The sequence below is a fragment of the Geminicoccus flavidas genome (assembly GCF_009806515.1).
Classification (GTDB): Bacteria; Pseudomonadota; Alphaproteobacteria; order Geminicoccales; family Geminicoccaceae; genus Geminicoccus; species Geminicoccus flavidus.
In genome coordinates this window covers 1-14,325 of the sequence record NZ_WUJP01000547.1, presented here as the reverse complement: position 1 = coordinate 14,325, position 14,325 = coordinate 1, and the positions used below count along the sequence as shown (strand labels likewise).

The window sequence follows — 14,325 nt, the reverse complement described above, 5'->3', positions numbered from 1 at the left end:
CCGGGCGGCGAAGTCGGCGTAGTAGCCGAACTTGTCGATGCCGAGTTCCCGCTCCTCGGCGAGCAGGTCGGTGATCGAGGAGTCGGGACGGTCGACCTTCTCCACGAAGATCCGCAGTGAGCCGCCATGGATCGGCAGGCGCTCGACCCGGTTGAAGTGGAGCCCGTGCTGGCGGAACAGCGCCTTCAGCGCCGTCGCCGAGAAATAGCACAGGTGCTCGTGGTAGATCGTGTCGAACTCGCCATGGTCGATCAGGTCGCGCACATAGGGCGCCTCGATCACCGCGACGCCGTCGTCCTTGAGCAGGGTGGCGATGCCCTTCACGAAGCCGTTGGTGTCGGCGACATGGGCCAGCACGTTGTTGCCGTGGATGACGTCGGCGCGCTTGCCGCTCGCGGCGAGCTCCTCCGCGACGCTCAGGCCGAAGAAGGCCAAGCGAGTGTCGATGCCCTTCTTGCGCGCGGCCTCGACCGGCCCGGGGGCCGGATCAATGCCGAGCAGCGGGATGCCGGCCTTCTGGTAGTGCTGCAGGAGGTAGCCGTCATTGGAGGCGAGCTCGACCACGAAGCTCTGGGCCCCCAGCCCGCGCTCCCGGATCCGTGCCTCGACATTCTCGCGCGCATGGGCGACCAGCGCGTCGGTGAACGAGGAGAAATAGGGGTAGTCGTGGCCGAACAGTTCCTCCGGCGGGACGGTCTTGAGGATCTGCACCAGCGTGCAGTCCTCGCAGAACGCCACGTCGAGCGGGAAGCGCGGCTCAGGCTTGTCCAGGTCAGCCTCGGCGATGAAGCCGTCGGACAGCGGCAGGTCGCCCAGGGACAGGAAGGTCTTGAGGTGCGGCCGGCCGCAGGACCGGCAGCTCACGATGTCAGCCATGGTCAGGCGGCCGCCTTGAGATGCTGGAGGGAGCCGTCGACGGTACCGCCGGCCATCAGGTTCTTCACGTGGGCCAGGCGCATGTAGCGCGGGCTGAAGAACTCTTCCCGGGTGAGGTTGGCCGCCTTGTAGGCCTCGTAGAGCTGGCGGATGCCGGCTTCCACGGTCCATTTCGGCTGGTAGGCCGGCAGGGTCCGGGCGATCTTGTCGCAGTTCACCCGGTAGTTGCGGGCATCCGGGCTGGCGTCGCTGGCGAACGTCACCTCGACGTCCGGCACGACCTTGGCGACCAGCTCGGCCACCTCGCGCACCCGATAGTTCTCGCTGGTGCGGCCGACATTGAACGCCTCGCCATGAACCAGCTCGCGCGGCGCCTCGACCACCGACTTGAACGCCAGGGCGATGTCCTCGATGTGGACCAGCGGCCGCCAGGGCTTGCCGTCGCTCTTCATCTCGACCTTGCCGGTGGTCACACCGAAGCCGGTCAGATTGTTGACCACCAGGTCGCCGCGCAGCCGGGCCGAGAGGCCATAGGCAGTGGCGCTGCGCAGGAAGGTCGGGGTGAAGCGATCGGACGCCATCGGCGCCACGTCGCGCTCGGTCCAGACCTTGCTCTCGGCATAGGGTGTGACCGGGTTGAAGCCGGCGCTCTCGTCCAGATAGTCGTTGCCGGCGGCACCGTAGTTCGAGCAGGACGAGGAGAACACGAAGCGTGCCACGCCCGCGTCGCGCGCGAGCTCGGCGAGACGGACCGAGGCCCGCCAGTTGATGGCGTAGGTGGTCTCGGGATCGAGGTCGCCCAGCGGGTCGTTGGACAGGCCGGCCAGATGCAGGACCGCATCTATGCCCTCCAGGTCGGCACGCTCGACCTGGCGCAGGTCCTTCACGATCTGCCGGCAGTTCACCCGCGGCTGCCCGGGGAAGGTGCAGCCGTCGAACAACAGGCTGTCCAGGCCGACCACTTCATGGCCGGCCGCCTGCAGCATCGGGACCAGGACGTGGCCGATATAGCCGTCATGGCCGGTAACCAGAATGCGCATGATGAGGTCCTCAGTCCCAGATCTTCCAGGGAGCGTTGCCGGAATCCCAGAGCTCCTCGAGCCGGACCCGGTCGCGGACCGTGTCCATGCACTGCCAGAAGCCTTCGTGCCGGTAGGCCATGAGCTGGCCGTCCGCGGCGAGGCGCTCCAGCGGCTCGCGCTCGAAATGAGTCATGTCGCCGTCGATATAGTCGAAGATGCCGGGCTCCAGCACGAAGAACGCGCCATTGATCCAGCCCTCGCCCAGCTGCGGCTTCTCCTCGAACGCCACCACCTGGTCGCCTTGGATGTCGAGCTTGCCGAACCGGGCGGGCGGCCGCACCGCCGAGACGGTCGCGAGCTTGCCGTGCCGCTTGTGGAAGCGCACCAGGTCGTCCAGGTCGATCGTGGAGACGCCGTCGCCCCAGGTCAGCAGGAAGGTGCCGTCCTTGCCCAGATAAGGTGCCAGCCGCTTGATGCGGCCGCCGGTCTGGGTGTTGAGCCCGGTGTCGATCAGGTCGATCCGCCAGTCGAGCGACGATTCGGTGTGGCGCTCGACTGTGTTGCGGCGCAGATCCACCGTCAGATCACTGCTCAGCGAGCAGTAATCTGTCATGTATTTCTTGATGTACTCGCCTTTGTAGCCGAGCGCGATCACGAAGTCCTTATGCCCGTAATGGGCATAATGCATCATGATGTGCCAGATGATGGGCTTGCTGCCCACCTCGACCATGGGCTTCGGCTTGCTTACGGTTTCCTCCGAAAGACGGGATCCGAGACCGCCTGCAAGAATTCCGACCTTCATGAGCTCCACCGACAGTCGAACATCGCGCACCTGCCCGCATTAGGCCACTTTGCCTTTCCGGTACCAGCAACAAGCCAGTGACCGCATCCTCGTGTACCAGCGCATTCCGTCACAGGCAGGTTTTTCACCGCCCCTGTGGCCGCGGCGCCAGCAGGAAAAGGCAATGGCCACGTGTCAAATCCAGAGCGCGCACCGAGCGGGGAGCTACCGCGAATGCGGCGCGCATCGCCAGTGTTGCGCGTCAACGGTGAACTGTTCCGGCCTGGGCTGCCGAACTCTGTGACATTCATGCAACGGTAACGTCGGCTTGGTGTCAACGACCCCAGAGGCTCCCGGATGCAGCCGGGGTAAGTCGGGCCCATCGTCATGCAACTGAACCAGCCGGCAAGCTGAATGGAATCGTTCGAGTTCGATGATCCGACGGCTTCTCCTGGACGATCGCTGCCGGTTCTGGTTCCTCATCGGCCAGACCGCCATTCCAACACGAGGATTGCCGGACATGGATGCCGACGTCACCTCGCATCTGGTCGATACGGCGCTGCTCGGTACGCTGTACGCCCGGCCACGCCCGCTGCCGCGCGTGCTGAACGGCGCGCGCGCGCTCTGCCAGCCATGGCTCGACCCGGCCGACGCCTTCCTGGTCGGCCGGGTCGAGGCCGGTCTGCGAACTGGCTGGATGTGCCTGCGTGAGCCCGATGCGTCCCATCGCACCGGCGCCGCCGCTGCCGGACTCCATGCTACCGAAGACGGGCGCGAGCGCTTCGAGGCCCTGTTGTGCCGCCCGCTGGTGCGCGCCTGCCATCCGCATCGGGTGCTGCAGGAGCAGCTCCGCCTGAGCTTCATCGACCAGCTCCCCATGGCGCGGCAGGTCCAGCTCGCCATCGAGCTGCGCCAGGACCGCCGCCGCTGCCTGGCCTGCCTCGGCAACCGGCTGGAAACGACCGGCGACGGGCCGGAGCGGCGCCTCATCCAGGAGCGGCGGCGGCAACTGGAGGAGGAGGCCGGTGCTTTGGACCGACGCCTGCGGGAGCTGGGCCTGCTGGCCGGGGCGGCATGAACCTGGGCATCACGCCGATGGCGGAGGACCGTAGTGCCCGGCACCGCTCAGGCTGGCCGAGCAGCTCGTCCTGTGGCTGTGGTGCGAACTCCATGCCGACGAGGGCCAGCCGTCCCCGGCCCTGGTCGCCGGTCTTCACCTGGCCTTCGGCCTGGCCCGGCGTGGAGCGGGCATTGGCGGCGGTGCTGGCCCTGTGGCGCTCACATGACGGCTACCGGCGCCGTACCCAATCGCTGGGTGCCAAGGCGGTGGCCGAGGCCGCGCGCGAGCTGGCCATCCTCCTGGCCAGCTCCGAGTTCCGGCTGCCCTGCCGGATCCGCGGCGTACCGGCTGGCTGCATGGCCGGCAACGGCCATGGCGGCTGGAACCTCGCTTCGGACAGCTTAAGGCACTAGAGCAGGGTCGGCATGGTGGCGGCCGCGCCTCGGCACCCGCCGATGGTGGGAGCGGCGGCTGCCGGCAACGGCTTACAAGGGGATGGAGCGATGTTGCTCTCAGCGCATTCCAGTGCGCTCTTGTTGGTGGACCTGCAGGATCGGCTGCTACCGGCCGTGCTGGAGCACGACGAGCTGGTCGAGCGGTGCCGGCTGATGCTGCATGCGGCGCGGTGCCTGGACGTTTCGGTGCTGGCCACGGAACAGTATCCCAAGGGGCTGGGCCCGACCGTGGCTCCGGTGGCGGAGCTGCTCCGACCGGACGAGGTCATGGCCAAGATCGCGTTCTCCGCGCTGCGCGATCCGCAGGTGGCGGAGCGGGTCAGCATGCTCGGCCGCGAGACGCTGGTGGTGGCGGGTGCCGAGAGCCATGTCTGCGTGCTGCAGACCGTGCTGGACCTGATAGGGCGCGGCCGCAAGGTCGCGGTGGTGGCGGACGCGGTGGGCTCGCGCCGGGCGTTCGACAAGGAAACCGCACTGGTGCGGATGCGCCGCGCCGGCGCGCAGGTCGTGACCGCCGACATGGTGGTGTTCGAGTGGCTGGAGCGGGCCGGCACTGACGACTTCAAGGCGCTGATACCGCTCCTGCGCGGCCGCTGAACCGGCATGAGCGGGCGGGGGTCCGGCCACTAGCCGAGCAGCCAGCGGTGCGCCTTCTCGGTGTTGAACCGCCAGGTCCGTTTCGGCCCTGCCATTACGTTGAGGTAGTAGAGGTCGTAGCCGTGCGCGGCGGCGCAGGGGTGGTAGCCCTTCGGCACCAGGGTCAGGTCGCCGTCCTCGATTGCCATGGCGACGTCGAGGGAGCGGTCGTCGGTATAGATCCGCTGAAAGCCGAAGCCTTGCGGTGGGTTGAAGCGGTGGTAGTAGACCTCCTCCAGCGCCGACTCTTCCGGCAGGTTGTCCTGGTCGTGCTTGTGCGAGGGGTAGGATGACCAGCAGCCGGACGGGGTCACCACCTCGACCACCAGCAGCGAGTGGGCCGGCTGGTCCTCGGGCAGGATGTCGCGCGGATAGCGAGTGTTGGTGCCCTGGCCGCGCGTGCTGGTGCGCACGTCGTCCGGGCCGATCAGGCGCGGCATGTACTCGCCCCCGCCCGGCGCCTTGCACACCGCGATCTCGGCGGAGCTCAGCGCCTCCACGCGCACCTGGCGGTGCCAGGGCACGTAGACCGAGTGGGGCAGGGCGGAGAACGGGTCCATGCGTCCGCCGACCCCGTGCCAGAGCGGCCCCTCGGCGACTGCGATGTCGCAGCGCCCCGATACCAGGACGATGCACCACTCCTCCTCGCCGGTCGGCAGGTCGAACGACTGGCCCGGATGCAGCCGCCAGAGGTCGAAGCCGACATAGGCCCAGCCGGCACTGGCCGGGGTCACCCGGTGGACCAGCCCGTCCCGGCCCGCCACATGGTTCTTCAGGATCAGCTCGCTCATGCCGTCTCTCCCCTGCCCCGATCCCAGGCACGGAGCAGTTCGCGGTAGCGCTCCGCCATGGCCGCGGTCGCCGCAGCGTCGTCGATGCGCCCGTCCAGCCAGTGCCGGAAGGGTTGGCCGAAGATCGAGCGGCCGACCGCGAAGCCCTGGCAGACGGAAAAGCCGGCCGCCAGCCGGAAGCTCTCGACCAGCCGGTCCAGCGGTGCGTCCAGGCCCAGCAGCAGCACGCCACGGCAGAACGGGTCCCGTGCCGCCACCAGCTCCTGGATCGCCTGCCAGCCGCCCCGATCAGCCGGGGCTTCCAGCTTCCACCAGTCCGGGTGGATGCCCAGGTCGTAGCAGCAGGCCATGACCGCCGGCACGGTGCCGGTAGCCACCGGTCGCCCGGACGCGCTGGCGATCACTTCCAGGAGCAGCTCGTGGCCGGTGCGCCGGCAGGCGGTAAACAGCTGCAGGAGCCGGCGCTCCTGTTCCGCCACGAGTGCCGGGTCGTCGTCCGGATGCCAGCGGACCAGGCATTTGACGCAGTGGTCCAGCGGCCATTCCTTCAGGGTCGAGCCCAGGTCATCGCCGCCCTCGAAGGCCAGCGGCACGGCACCCGGTAGCTCGATTGGCCGGCCGATCCACAAGTTCGTGCCCGCCGCGCGGTACAGCGCGTCCTGGCCGAGGCGGCCGTCCACCAGGATGCCGCCGTCCGCGCGCCCGCCCGCGGCCGCCAGCGCCGCGTCCAGGGCCAGCTCCTTGAACCGGCCGATCCGCTCGGCCGCGATGCCGCGCTTGGCTACCTCCGCCTCTAGCTGGGCGCGATGGTCGAAGGCGAACGCCAGCACCTGGCCCGCAGGCCGGCGGCGGTTGGTCGACCAGTGCAACTGCTCCAGCCGCGCATCCTCGCGCAGCCGTCTGGTCGGGCTGCCCTCGCGCAAAAAGGCGGAGAGCTCGGCCCAGGACGGACCGGACGGCGCGCAGCCGTGCCGGCTGACCGTGATGGCGCCGCAGGCATTGGCGAAGCGGGCGCAGTCGGCCAGCGGCTGGTCGCGCAGATAGCCCCGCAGGAAGCCGCTGAGGAAACTGTCGCCCGCCCCCAGCACGTTGAAGACCTCGATCGGGAAGCCCTGCCCGGTGATGCCGTCCTCGACACTGGCGGGGATCGGGCCGTCGAACAGCACGCAGCCCATCGGCCCGCGCTTGAGCACGATCAGTGCCTGCGGGGCCACCGCGCGCACCCGCCGAAGCGCCGACAGCGTATCGGTCGACCCGCCGGCGATATGGATCTCCTCCTCGGTGCCGACCACCACGTCGCATTCCGGCAGGATCGACTGGAGGTGGGCCGAGACGCTGTCGGCGGCGACGAAGCGCTGCTCGCCGCTGTCATGGCCGCCGATCCCCCACAGGACCGGGCGGTAGTCGATGTCCAGGACGATCCGCCGGCCGTGCTGCCTGGCGAGCGCCATGGCGTGACGGCTGGTGGCATCGAGGTTCGGCCGGCTGAAATGGGTGCCGGTGACCAGTAGCGCCCGGGCGTCCCGGATCATAGCCGGGTCGACATCGTGCGGCTGCATCGCCGCGTCCGCGCAGTTCTCGCGGTAGAAGATCAGGGGAAAGCTGTGCTGGTCGCGGATGCCCAGGATCACCAGGGCGGTGAGCCGCTCGGGGTCGGTGACCACGCCGCTCGTGTCCACCCCATCGCGGGCCAGCTGCTCGCGGATGAACCGGCCCATCGCCTCGTCACCCACCCGGGTGATCAGGGCCGAGCGCAGGCCCAGCCGCGCCGTGCCGATCGCGATGTTGGCTGGGCAGCCGCCGACATATTTGGCGAAGCTCCCCATGTCCTCGAGCCGGCCACCGACCTGCTCGCCGTAGAGGTCGACGGAACTGCGCCCGAGCGTCACCACGTCGAAACGGATCGTCATCGCCAGCCCTGGTCTGGTTGCCCCCTGGCCCGCCGGCTGGCCTGCGGCCGGGCGGGATCCATGGCCCGTCTAGCATCCGCCGGTGGCGAAGGCACGCGGGGACGCTCGTCCAGGCTGTCAGGACCGTGGCCGGCTGCCGCCCTCGCGGCGCAGCCGCATCACGGTGGCGATGACCTGGGCCACTGCCTGGTAGTGCTCCACCGGGATCGGCCGGCCGACCTCGCCGATGGCATGCAGTGCCCGAGCCAAGGGCGGGTTCTCCATGATCGGCACTCCGTGCTCGGTGGCGGCCTTGCGGATGATCGCGGCAAGATGGTCCACGCCCTTGGCCACCACCACGGGTGCCGCATGCTCGCCCTGCTCGTAGCGCAGCGCCACCGCGTAATGGGTCGGGTTGGTGATCACCACCGTGGCCTTGGGCACGTCCTGGAGCATGCGCTGCCGTGCCCGGGCCATCCGGATCTGGCGCAGGCGCTGCTTGATCACCGGATCGCCCTCGCCCTGCTTCATCTCGTCCTTCAGCTCCTGGCGCGACATGCGCATCTGGCGGCGGAAGCGCAGGCGCTGCCAGAACAGGTCGACCACGGCGAACCCGGTGGCGGTGATGGCACAGACCAGCGCCACCCCTGCGACCAGCCGCGCCATCTCGCGGCCGATGGCACTCGTCTCCAGGCGGATCGCGGCCACGACACCCGGCAGCTCGTCTCGCAGCTGCAGCCAGCAGACCATGCCGATCGCCGTGACCTTGAAGGCGTTCTTGGCGAACTCCAGCAGCCCCGCCCCGCCGAACATTCGGGTCAGGCCCGCCCGGGGCGACAGGCGCTCCGCCTTGGGGCGCAGGTTTTCCCGGCTCCAGAGCAGGCCCTGCTGGCCCACCGTGGCCAGCACCGCCGCCAGGAGGAGGCTGCCGACCGGGACTGCCGCCACGGCGACCAGCGCCAGCGCCGTGCTGACCAACCGGCCGCGGATCTCCTCCGCACCACCTATGGGGAAGGCGGCATGCTCCATGTACCAGCGCAGCGCCACCAGCGTGTCGGCGGCGAGCCTGGGCAGGGCCAGCACCAGCAGGCCGGTGGCCATCGCCAGCATCAGGGCGTGGCCCACATCGCGGGACAGCGGCACCTGGCCCTTGGTGCGGGCATCGTCGAGCCGTTTTTGGGAAGGCTCTTCGGTCTTGTCGTCGTCCTTCTCCTCGGCCATGCGCGCTCAGATGCTCCCGAGCAGGTCGGTCCAGGCCGAAGCCAGGACGCGCAGGACGAGGGTGCCGGCCGAGCCCAGGGCCATGGCAAGGACGAGCAGGCCCGCCGCGATCTGCAAGGGTGCGGCGACGAACAGCACCTGCAGGGTCGGCATCATCCGGTTCATCACGCCCAGCACCACGTTCAGCAGCAGGGCCACCGCCATCACCGGGCCGGCGACGCGGAAGGCCAGGTCGAAGGCGCGGCTGCCCGCACGGGTCATCGCTTCGGCCAGTTCCGCGGGTGCCGCCAAGCTGCCGAACGGGAAAACCGCATAGCTGCGCGCGAGCCCCGCCAGGAGGAGGTGGTGGGCATCGCTCGCGAACATCAGGGTCAGGACGGCGGTGGAGAGCAGGGTGGCCGGGATGGTCGACTGCGCCGCCTCGTTCGGGTCGAACATGGAGGCGACCTGCAGGCCGGCATGCATGGCGATCAGGCCGCCGGCGATGTGCAGGGCGGCGAACAGGGAGCGGACCAGCAGGCCCAGGAAGGTGCCGGTCGCGAGCTCGGCGGCGAGCGGCAGGAACAGCCGGGCCGGGTCGGCCGCCGGCGGCGCCACCACGCCCGAAGCCGGCACCAGGACGAAGGCCGTGACCAGCGCCAGGACCAGGCGGCCGCGCATGGTGAGCCAGGGCTCGCCGAACATCGGCAGGATCATCATGGCCGTGCCGATCCTGGCGAACACCAGGAAGCAGGCGAGCAGCTCCTGGACGACCGGGCCGGCAAGCGGCAGGGCGGACGACAGGGTCGGCACGGGTCAGCCGAGCCCGACCTGGACGATGCGCCCGAACAGCTCCTCGGTGAACGCGCGCAGCTCGCCCAGCATGAACGGCAGCGCCAGCACCAGGGCGATGGACATCGCCACGACCTTCGGCACGAAGGACAGGGTCATCTCCTGGATCTGAGTCAGCGCCTGGAACAGGGACACGGCAAGGCCGACTGCCAGAGCCGTCATCATCAACGGCCCGCCGATTCGGATCGTCAGCCAGATCGCAGCGCGCACCAGGTCCAGGACCTGCTCGGGCGTCACATCGGCATCCGCATGATTTCCTGATACGCCGCGACCACGCGGTCGCGGACCGCGGTCACGGTGGACAGGTTCAGCTCGGCCGCGGTGACCGCCTCCACCACCTGCTGCAGGTCGGCCTTGCCGAGCAGCGCATCGGCGCTGCGCTGCTCGGCCAGCCGACCGGCATCGATCGCGTCGCTCAGCTGGTGCCTCACGAGCTCGCCGAAGCTCGCCATCGGCTGGGGCGCCTCGGCACCGGCACCACCCGGCCCGGCAATGCGCTCCAGCGCCTTGCGATAGGCGGCGGCCGCGGCCTTGGGCCCGATTTCGATGCTCATGCTGCTACTCCGGAAGGGGACGGGTGGACGGGTCGGGGCGGATCGATGGCCGAATCGGCGAACGGTCAGCGCAGCAGGTCGATGGTCCGCTGCAGCATCTTCTTGCTGACCTCGAAGGCGTTCAGGTTGGCCTCGTAGGACCGCTGCGCCTCCCGCATGTCCATCATCTCGACGAGCGGTTGGACGTTGGGCAGTTGTACATAGCCTTCGGCGTCGGCGGCCGGGTGGCCCGGCCGGTACTCAGTGCGGAAGGCGGAAGGGTCGGTACCGTAGCGGCGCACCTGCACCAGGTCCTGCTGTTGGGCGCGGTCATAGACCTCGCCGAACGAGATGGTCTTGCGCCGGTAGGGCTCGCCGCCGGGCCGGGTCGCGGTGGAATCGGCGTTCGCCAGGTTCTCTGCGGTGACCCGCATGCGCGAGCTCTGCACTTTCATGCCGGCACCGGCGATGGCGAGCGAGCTTTCGAGGTCCATGGGCCTTCTCCGGAACTGGCTCAGCCGTGGCCGCTGCCGACGGCGGTCCGCCACATCTGCACGTATTTGCGGTAGAGGTCGGTGCCGAGCTGGTGGTCGAGCTGGGCGTGGGCCATCTGCTCGGCCTGCTCCTCCAGCACCACGGCATTGCCGGATGGCGCCACCTCCCAGCCATTGGCGGTGCGCGGCCGGGCATCGTTCAGCGGGGCATCGCGGGTGGGCGCCAGATGGGCCGGATCGGTCGCATCCAGGCGCACCGGCGCCATCGGCCGCGCCGGCCGGGCTACCGCGCGGCGGAACTCGTCCTCCGCCAGGTCCCGCGGCCTGAAGCCGGGCGTGTCGGCATTGGCGATGTTGCGGGCCAGCACGGTCTGCCGGTCGCCCAGCCATGCCTGGCGGGCGGAGAGCAGGCCGAACAACCGGGAATTGACCGCAACCATAGTCGACTGCTCCGCTCCGGCCGGCCATTCCCGGCCGGCGACGGTTGCAGCCTAACGCCGTTAAGGTTAACAAATCGTTGTGTTATCACCACGACGTTGGCGGGGCCGATGCTCTATCTCACGCGCCGCCAGGGCGAGGCGGTGATCATCAACAATGCGATCGAGGTGCGGGTGGTCGAGCTGAAGGGCCGGACGGTCAAGCTGGGCTTCAGCTTCCCGCCCGATGCCAGCGTGCTGCGCGAGGAAGTCTTCCTGCAGATCAAGCAGGCGAACGAGCAGGCGGCCGCCGACCCCGCCAGCCTGCAGGACCTGGCCAAGGCGGCCGAGCCCGAGGCACCCCGTTGAGCGCAACCGATCGCGCGGAGCTGCCGGCCGAGGACGCCGCACAGGTCGCCGTGGTCATGGGCAGCCGCTCGGACTGGGCGACGATGCGCCATGCCTGCGAGGTCCTGAAGCGGCTGGAGATCCCGCACCTGGCACGGGTGGTCTCCGCGCATCGCACGCCGGAGCGCCTGTTCACGTTCGCCAGGGAGGCGCGCGGCCGGGGGATCCGGGTGATCGTCGCCGGTGCCGGCGGTGCCGCGCACCTGCCGGGCATGATTGCCTCGCTGACGCCGCTGCCGGTCCTGGGCGTGCCGGTGCAGACGGCAGCGCTCGGCGGTGTGGACAGCGCGCTGTCGATCCTGCAGATGCCGGGGGGCGTGCCGGTCGGCACGCTCGCGATCGGCAAGGCCGGGGCGATCAATGCCGGCCTGCTCGCGGCCTCGATCCTGGCGCTGAACGATTCCGCCCTGGCCCAGCGGCTGGATGGCTGGCGGGCCGAGCAGACCGCCACGGTGCCGGACAGCGTCGAGGACTGAAACCCTCCGCCACGGACCTCTGCCACGTGCCCACCATCCCGCCCGGCTCCACCATCGGCATCCTCGGCGGCGGCCAGCTCGGCCGTATGACCGCGCTCGCCGCGGCCAGGCTCGGCTATCGCTGCCACATCTTCGCGCCCGACGCCGAGGCGCCGGCCGCCCTGGTGTCGGCGGCCTATACCAGGGCAGCCTTCGACGACCGCGCCGCCCTGGACCGGTTCGCGGATGCGGTCGACGTCGTGACCCTGGAATGGGAGAACGTGCCGACGGTGGCGGTGGAGCGGCTGGCCGAGCGGGTGCCGGTCCGGCCGGGTGCCGCGGCGCTGGCGATCTGCCAGGAGCGGGTCGCGGAGAAGCGCTTCGTCCAGGGCCTGGGCATCGAGGTCACGCCGTTCGCCGCGGTCGGCAACGCTGCCGAACTGGATCGGGCGGCGGCCGACATCGGCCTGCCGGCCGTGCTCAAGACCACCCGGCTCGGCTATGACGGCAAGGGCCAGACCACCCTGCGCGATCAGGCGGACCTGGAGGGCGCCCTCGAGCGGATCGGCGGCGGCCCGGCCATCCTTGAGGCGTTCGTTGCGTTCGACTTCGAGCTCTCGGTGGTGACCGCCCGCGGGACGGACGGCAGCCAGGCGAGCTTCGACCCCGTCGAGAACCGCCATGCCAAACATGTCCTGGCGCTGACCCTGGCACCCGCCCGGCTGAGCGCCGCGCAGCGCGACCAGGCGATCATGATCGCCGAGCGCATCGCCCAGGCGCTGGACCTGGTGGGCGTGCTGGGTGTGGAGATGTTCTGCACGACGGACGGCCGGCTCCTGGTGAACGAGCTGGCGCCCCGGCCGCACAATTCCGGGCACTGGACGATGGATGCCTGCCGGACCGACCAGTTCGAGCAGCTCGTGCGCGCGGTCTGCGGGCTGCCGCTGGGCGATCCTGCCCGCCACCACGATGCGATCATGCGCAACCTCCTGGGTGCCGAGGCGGACGCATGGGCCGGCATCCTGGCCAAGCCCGGCGACCGGCTGCATCTCTATGGCAAGGCCCAGGCCAAGCCCGGCCGCAAGATGGGCCACGTCAACCGCCTCTACCCGCTGGGCGGCCGGCCGGAGCGGCTGGAGGACGGCGAGGATAGCTGAAGCGGCCGGCCGCCGGTCAGGCGATGATGTCGGGGATCCGGTCGGTTGCCATGGTGCTGATGCGGTCCTTCAGCATCAGCTTGCGCTTCTTCAGCCGCTGCAGGTGCAGCTGATCGGCCGAGCCTTCGGCGGCGAGCTGCCGGATCAGGTCGTCCAGGGCGCGATGCGCGGCGCGCAGCCCTTCCAGCTCCGTGTCGATCTCGCGCCTGTCGATTTCCTGGGCCATCGTCCGATCGATCACTCCCCGCTCCAGCCGTTCGGACTATACCAGTTCTCGAAGACGTATGCAGCTTGGCAAGCGGCAGGCCTGCCGGACGGGAGGATGGAATGAGGTTGGGGGTGCTCACCAGCGGCGGCGACTGCGCCGGGCTCAACGCCGTGATCCGGGCGGTGATGCTGCGCGCGGTCTATGGCTATGGGATGGAGCTGTTCGGCATCCACGAAGCGACCCATGGCCTCCTGCGCCGCCCGGTGACTGCGACCCGGCTGACCTCGGACACGACCCGGGGCATCCTCCATCTGGGCGGCACGATCCTCGGTACCACCAACCGCGGCAACCCGTTCGCCTATCCAGTGGAGGGCGGCGGCACGGTCGACCACTCGGCGGAGATCATCCAGGGCTATCACGAGCTGGGCCTGGACGCGCTGATCGGGATCGGCGGCGACGGCAGCCTCGCCATCCTGCGCAAGCTGGCCCTGGCCGGCGGCTGGAACCTGGTGGGGGTCCCGAAGACGATCGACAACGACGTGGACCTGACCGAGCACGCGGTCGGCCATTCCACCGCGGTCGAGATCGCGACCGAGGCGGTCGACCGGCTGCACGTGACCGCGGCCAGCCACAACCGGGTGATGGTGCTGGAGGTGATGGGCCGCGATGCCGGCTATATCGCGCTCTCGGCCGGGATCGCGGGCGGCGCCGACGTCGTGCTGATCCCGGAGATCCCGTACCGAATCGAATCGGTCTGCGCGAAGATCGAGGAGCGGCGGCGGATCGGCCGCAACTTCTCGCTGATCGTGGTGGCGGAGTCGGTGAAGTCGCCGGAAGGGATGGTCCGGACGGTCACCGACGCGCATGGCCAGAGCCGCTATGGCGGGATCGGCCGGGTGATCGCTGAGGAGGCGGCCAAGCGCACCGGGGCGGAGAGCCGGGTGACCGTGCTGGGCCATGTCCAGCGCGGCGGTTCACCCACCCCGCTCGACCGGGTGGTCGCCTCCGCATTCGGGGTGGCCGCCGTCGACCTGGTGGCCAGGGGCGAGTTCGACCGGATGGTCGCCTGGCAGGACCGCAAGGTCGTGGCGG

At 69.7% G+C, this 14,325-nt stretch carries 19 protein-coding genes; 7 read left to right on the top strand and 12 right to left on the bottom strand.

The genetic code is table 11. The features are described from left to right. The 3 genes from EQG76_RS15490 to rfbF form a co-directional block, all read right to left on the bottom strand. On the bottom strand, window positions 1–876 hold an 876-nt coding region (locus EQG76_RS15490), incomplete at its 3' end, for a class I SAM-dependent methyltransferase (RefSeq protein WP_159715045.1). Window positions 877–878: 2 nt separating this feature from the next. Continuing rightward, complete coding sequence (locus EQG76_RS15485; RefSeq protein ID WP_159715043.1) at window positions 879–1,916, bottom strand: NAD-dependent epimerase/dehydratase family protein; 1,038 nt, start codon at window positions 1,914–1,916, stop codon at window positions 879–881. Between the two features lie 10 nt (window positions 1,917–1,926). Beyond that, window positions 1,927–2,700, bottom strand: coding sequence for a glucose-1-phosphate cytidylyltransferase (rfbF, locus tag EQG76_RS15480; RefSeq protein WP_159715041.1), 774 nt, complete (start codon window positions 2,698–2,700; stop codon window positions 1,927–1,929). A 412-nt stretch (window positions 2,701–3,112) separates the two neighbouring features. On the opposite strand from rfbF, the gene EQG76_RS15475 reads away from it, so the two are divergent. The 3 genes from EQG76_RS15475 to EQG76_RS15465 all read left to right on the top strand — a co-directional run bounded on the left by EQG76_RS15475 (window position 3,113) and on the right by EQG76_RS15465 (window position 4,791). Next, entirely contained in the window at window positions 3,113–3,757 is a 645-nt protein-coding gene (locus EQG76_RS15475) for a hypothetical protein (RefSeq protein WP_159715039.1), read from the top strand. Window positions 3,758–3,849: 92 nt separating this feature from the next. Beyond that, window positions 3,850–4,152: a hypothetical protein gene (locus tag EQG76_RS15470; RefSeq protein WP_159715037.1), complete on the top strand. Its 303-nt coding sequence runs from the start codon at window positions 3,850–3,852 to the stop codon at window positions 4,150–4,152. Between the two features lie 90 nt (window positions 4,153–4,242). Further along, the gene (locus EQG76_RS15465; RefSeq protein WP_159715035.1) at window positions 4,243–4,791 is read left to right on the top strand and encodes an isochorismatase family protein; all 549 of its coding nucleotides are present in this window, start codon (window positions 4,243–4,245) and stop codon (window positions 4,789–4,791) included. A 29-nt stretch (window positions 4,792–4,820) separates the two neighbouring features. Here EQG76_RS15465 and iolB read toward each other — a convergent pair whose 3' ends face one another. The 8 genes from iolB to EQG76_RS15425 all read right to left on the bottom strand — a co-directional run bounded on the left by iolB (window position 4,821) and on the right by EQG76_RS15425 (window position 11,029). Continuing rightward, window positions 4,821–5,621: a 5-deoxy-glucuronate isomerase gene (iolB, locus tag EQG76_RS15460; RefSeq protein WP_159715033.1), complete on the bottom strand. Its 801-nt coding sequence runs from the start codon at window positions 5,619–5,621 to the stop codon at window positions 4,821–4,823. Continuing rightward, window positions 5,618–7,531 (bottom strand): bifunctional 5-dehydro-2-deoxygluconokinase/5-dehydro-2-deoxyphosphogluconate aldolase, encoded by a 1,914-nt coding sequence (locus tag EQG76_RS15455; RefSeq protein WP_159715031.1) that lies wholly within the window; start codon window positions 7,529–7,531, stop codon window positions 5,618–5,620. Before EQG76_RS15455 ends, iolB begins: the two co-directional genes overlap by 4 nt. 117 nt (window positions 7,532–7,648) lie before the next feature. Then, window positions 7,649–8,731, bottom strand: a complete 1,083-nt coding sequence (flhB, locus tag EQG76_RS15450) for a flagellar biosynthesis protein FlhB (RefSeq protein ID WP_159715029.1) — start codon at window positions 8,729–8,731, stop codon at window positions 7,649–7,651. Window positions 8,732–8,737: 6 nt separating this feature from the next. Next, a complete protein-coding gene (fliR, locus tag EQG76_RS15445; protein WP_159715027.1) occupies window positions 8,738–9,523 on the bottom strand; it encodes a flagellar biosynthetic protein FliR in 786 nt (261 codons plus the stop codon). 3 nt (window positions 9,524–9,526) lie between these two features. After that, the gene (gene fliQ, locus EQG76_RS15440; RefSeq protein WP_159715025.1) at window positions 9,527–9,799 is read right to left on the bottom strand and encodes a flagellar biosynthesis protein FliQ; all 273 of its coding nucleotides are present in this window, start codon (window positions 9,797–9,799) and stop codon (window positions 9,527–9,529) included. Then, window positions 9,796–10,116, bottom strand: a complete 321-nt coding sequence (locus tag EQG76_RS15435) for a flagellar hook-basal body complex protein FliE (RefSeq protein WP_159715023.1) — start codon at window positions 10,114–10,116, stop codon at window positions 9,796–9,798. Before EQG76_RS15435 ends, fliQ begins: the two co-directional genes overlap by 4 nt. Before the next feature lie 65 nt (window positions 10,117–10,181). Continuing rightward, on the bottom strand, window positions 10,182–10,589 hold the full coding sequence (gene flgC, locus EQG76_RS15430) for a flagellar basal body rod protein FlgC (RefSeq protein ID WP_159715021.1): 408 nt from the start codon (window positions 10,587–10,589) through the stop codon (window positions 10,182–10,184). Between the two features lie 20 nt (window positions 10,590–10,609). Continuing rightward, window positions 10,610–11,029 (bottom strand): flagellar basal body protein, encoded by a 420-nt coding sequence (locus tag EQG76_RS15425; RefSeq protein ID WP_159715019.1) that lies wholly within the window; start codon window positions 11,027–11,029, stop codon window positions 10,610–10,612. A 108-nt stretch (window positions 11,030–11,137) separates the two neighbouring features. Here EQG76_RS15425 and EQG76_RS15420 point away from each other — a divergent pair, with 108 nt between their 5' ends. Genes EQG76_RS15420 through EQG76_RS15410 form a run of 3 tightly spaced genes read left to right on the top strand, consistent with a single transcriptional unit; the run spans window position 11,138 to window position 13,025 of the window. Continuing rightward, window positions 11,138–11,374, top strand: a complete 237-nt coding sequence (locus tag EQG76_RS15420) for a carbon storage regulator (protein ID WP_159715017.1) — start codon at window positions 11,138–11,140, stop codon at window positions 11,372–11,374. Then, a complete protein-coding gene (gene purE / locus EQG76_RS15415; protein ID WP_255476533.1) occupies window positions 11,371–11,889 on the top strand; it encodes a 5-(carboxyamino)imidazole ribonucleotide mutase in 519 nt (172 codons plus the stop codon). Before EQG76_RS15420 ends, purE begins: the two co-directional genes overlap by 4 nt. A 26-nt stretch (window positions 11,890–11,915) precedes the next feature. After that, window positions 11,916–13,025, top strand: a complete 1,110-nt coding sequence (locus EQG76_RS15410) for a 5-(carboxyamino)imidazole ribonucleotide synthase (protein WP_159715015.1) — start codon at window positions 11,916–11,918, stop codon at window positions 13,023–13,025. 16 nt (window positions 13,026–13,041) lie between these two features. Here the strand turns inward: EQG76_RS15410 and EQG76_RS15405 are convergent, their stop codons facing one another. Beyond that, window positions 13,042–13,266 (bottom strand): YdcH family protein, encoded by a 225-nt coding sequence (locus tag EQG76_RS15405; protein ID WP_235031388.1) that lies wholly within the window; start codon window positions 13,264–13,266, stop codon window positions 13,042–13,044. An 86-nt stretch (window positions 13,267–13,352) separates the two neighbouring features. On the opposite strand from EQG76_RS15405, the gene EQG76_RS15400 reads away from it, so the two are divergent. Continuing rightward, window positions 13,353–14,325, top strand: a 973-nt coding sequence (locus EQG76_RS15400; protein ID WP_159715013.1) for an ATP-dependent 6-phosphofructokinase, incomplete at its 3' end; no start/stop codon positions are given.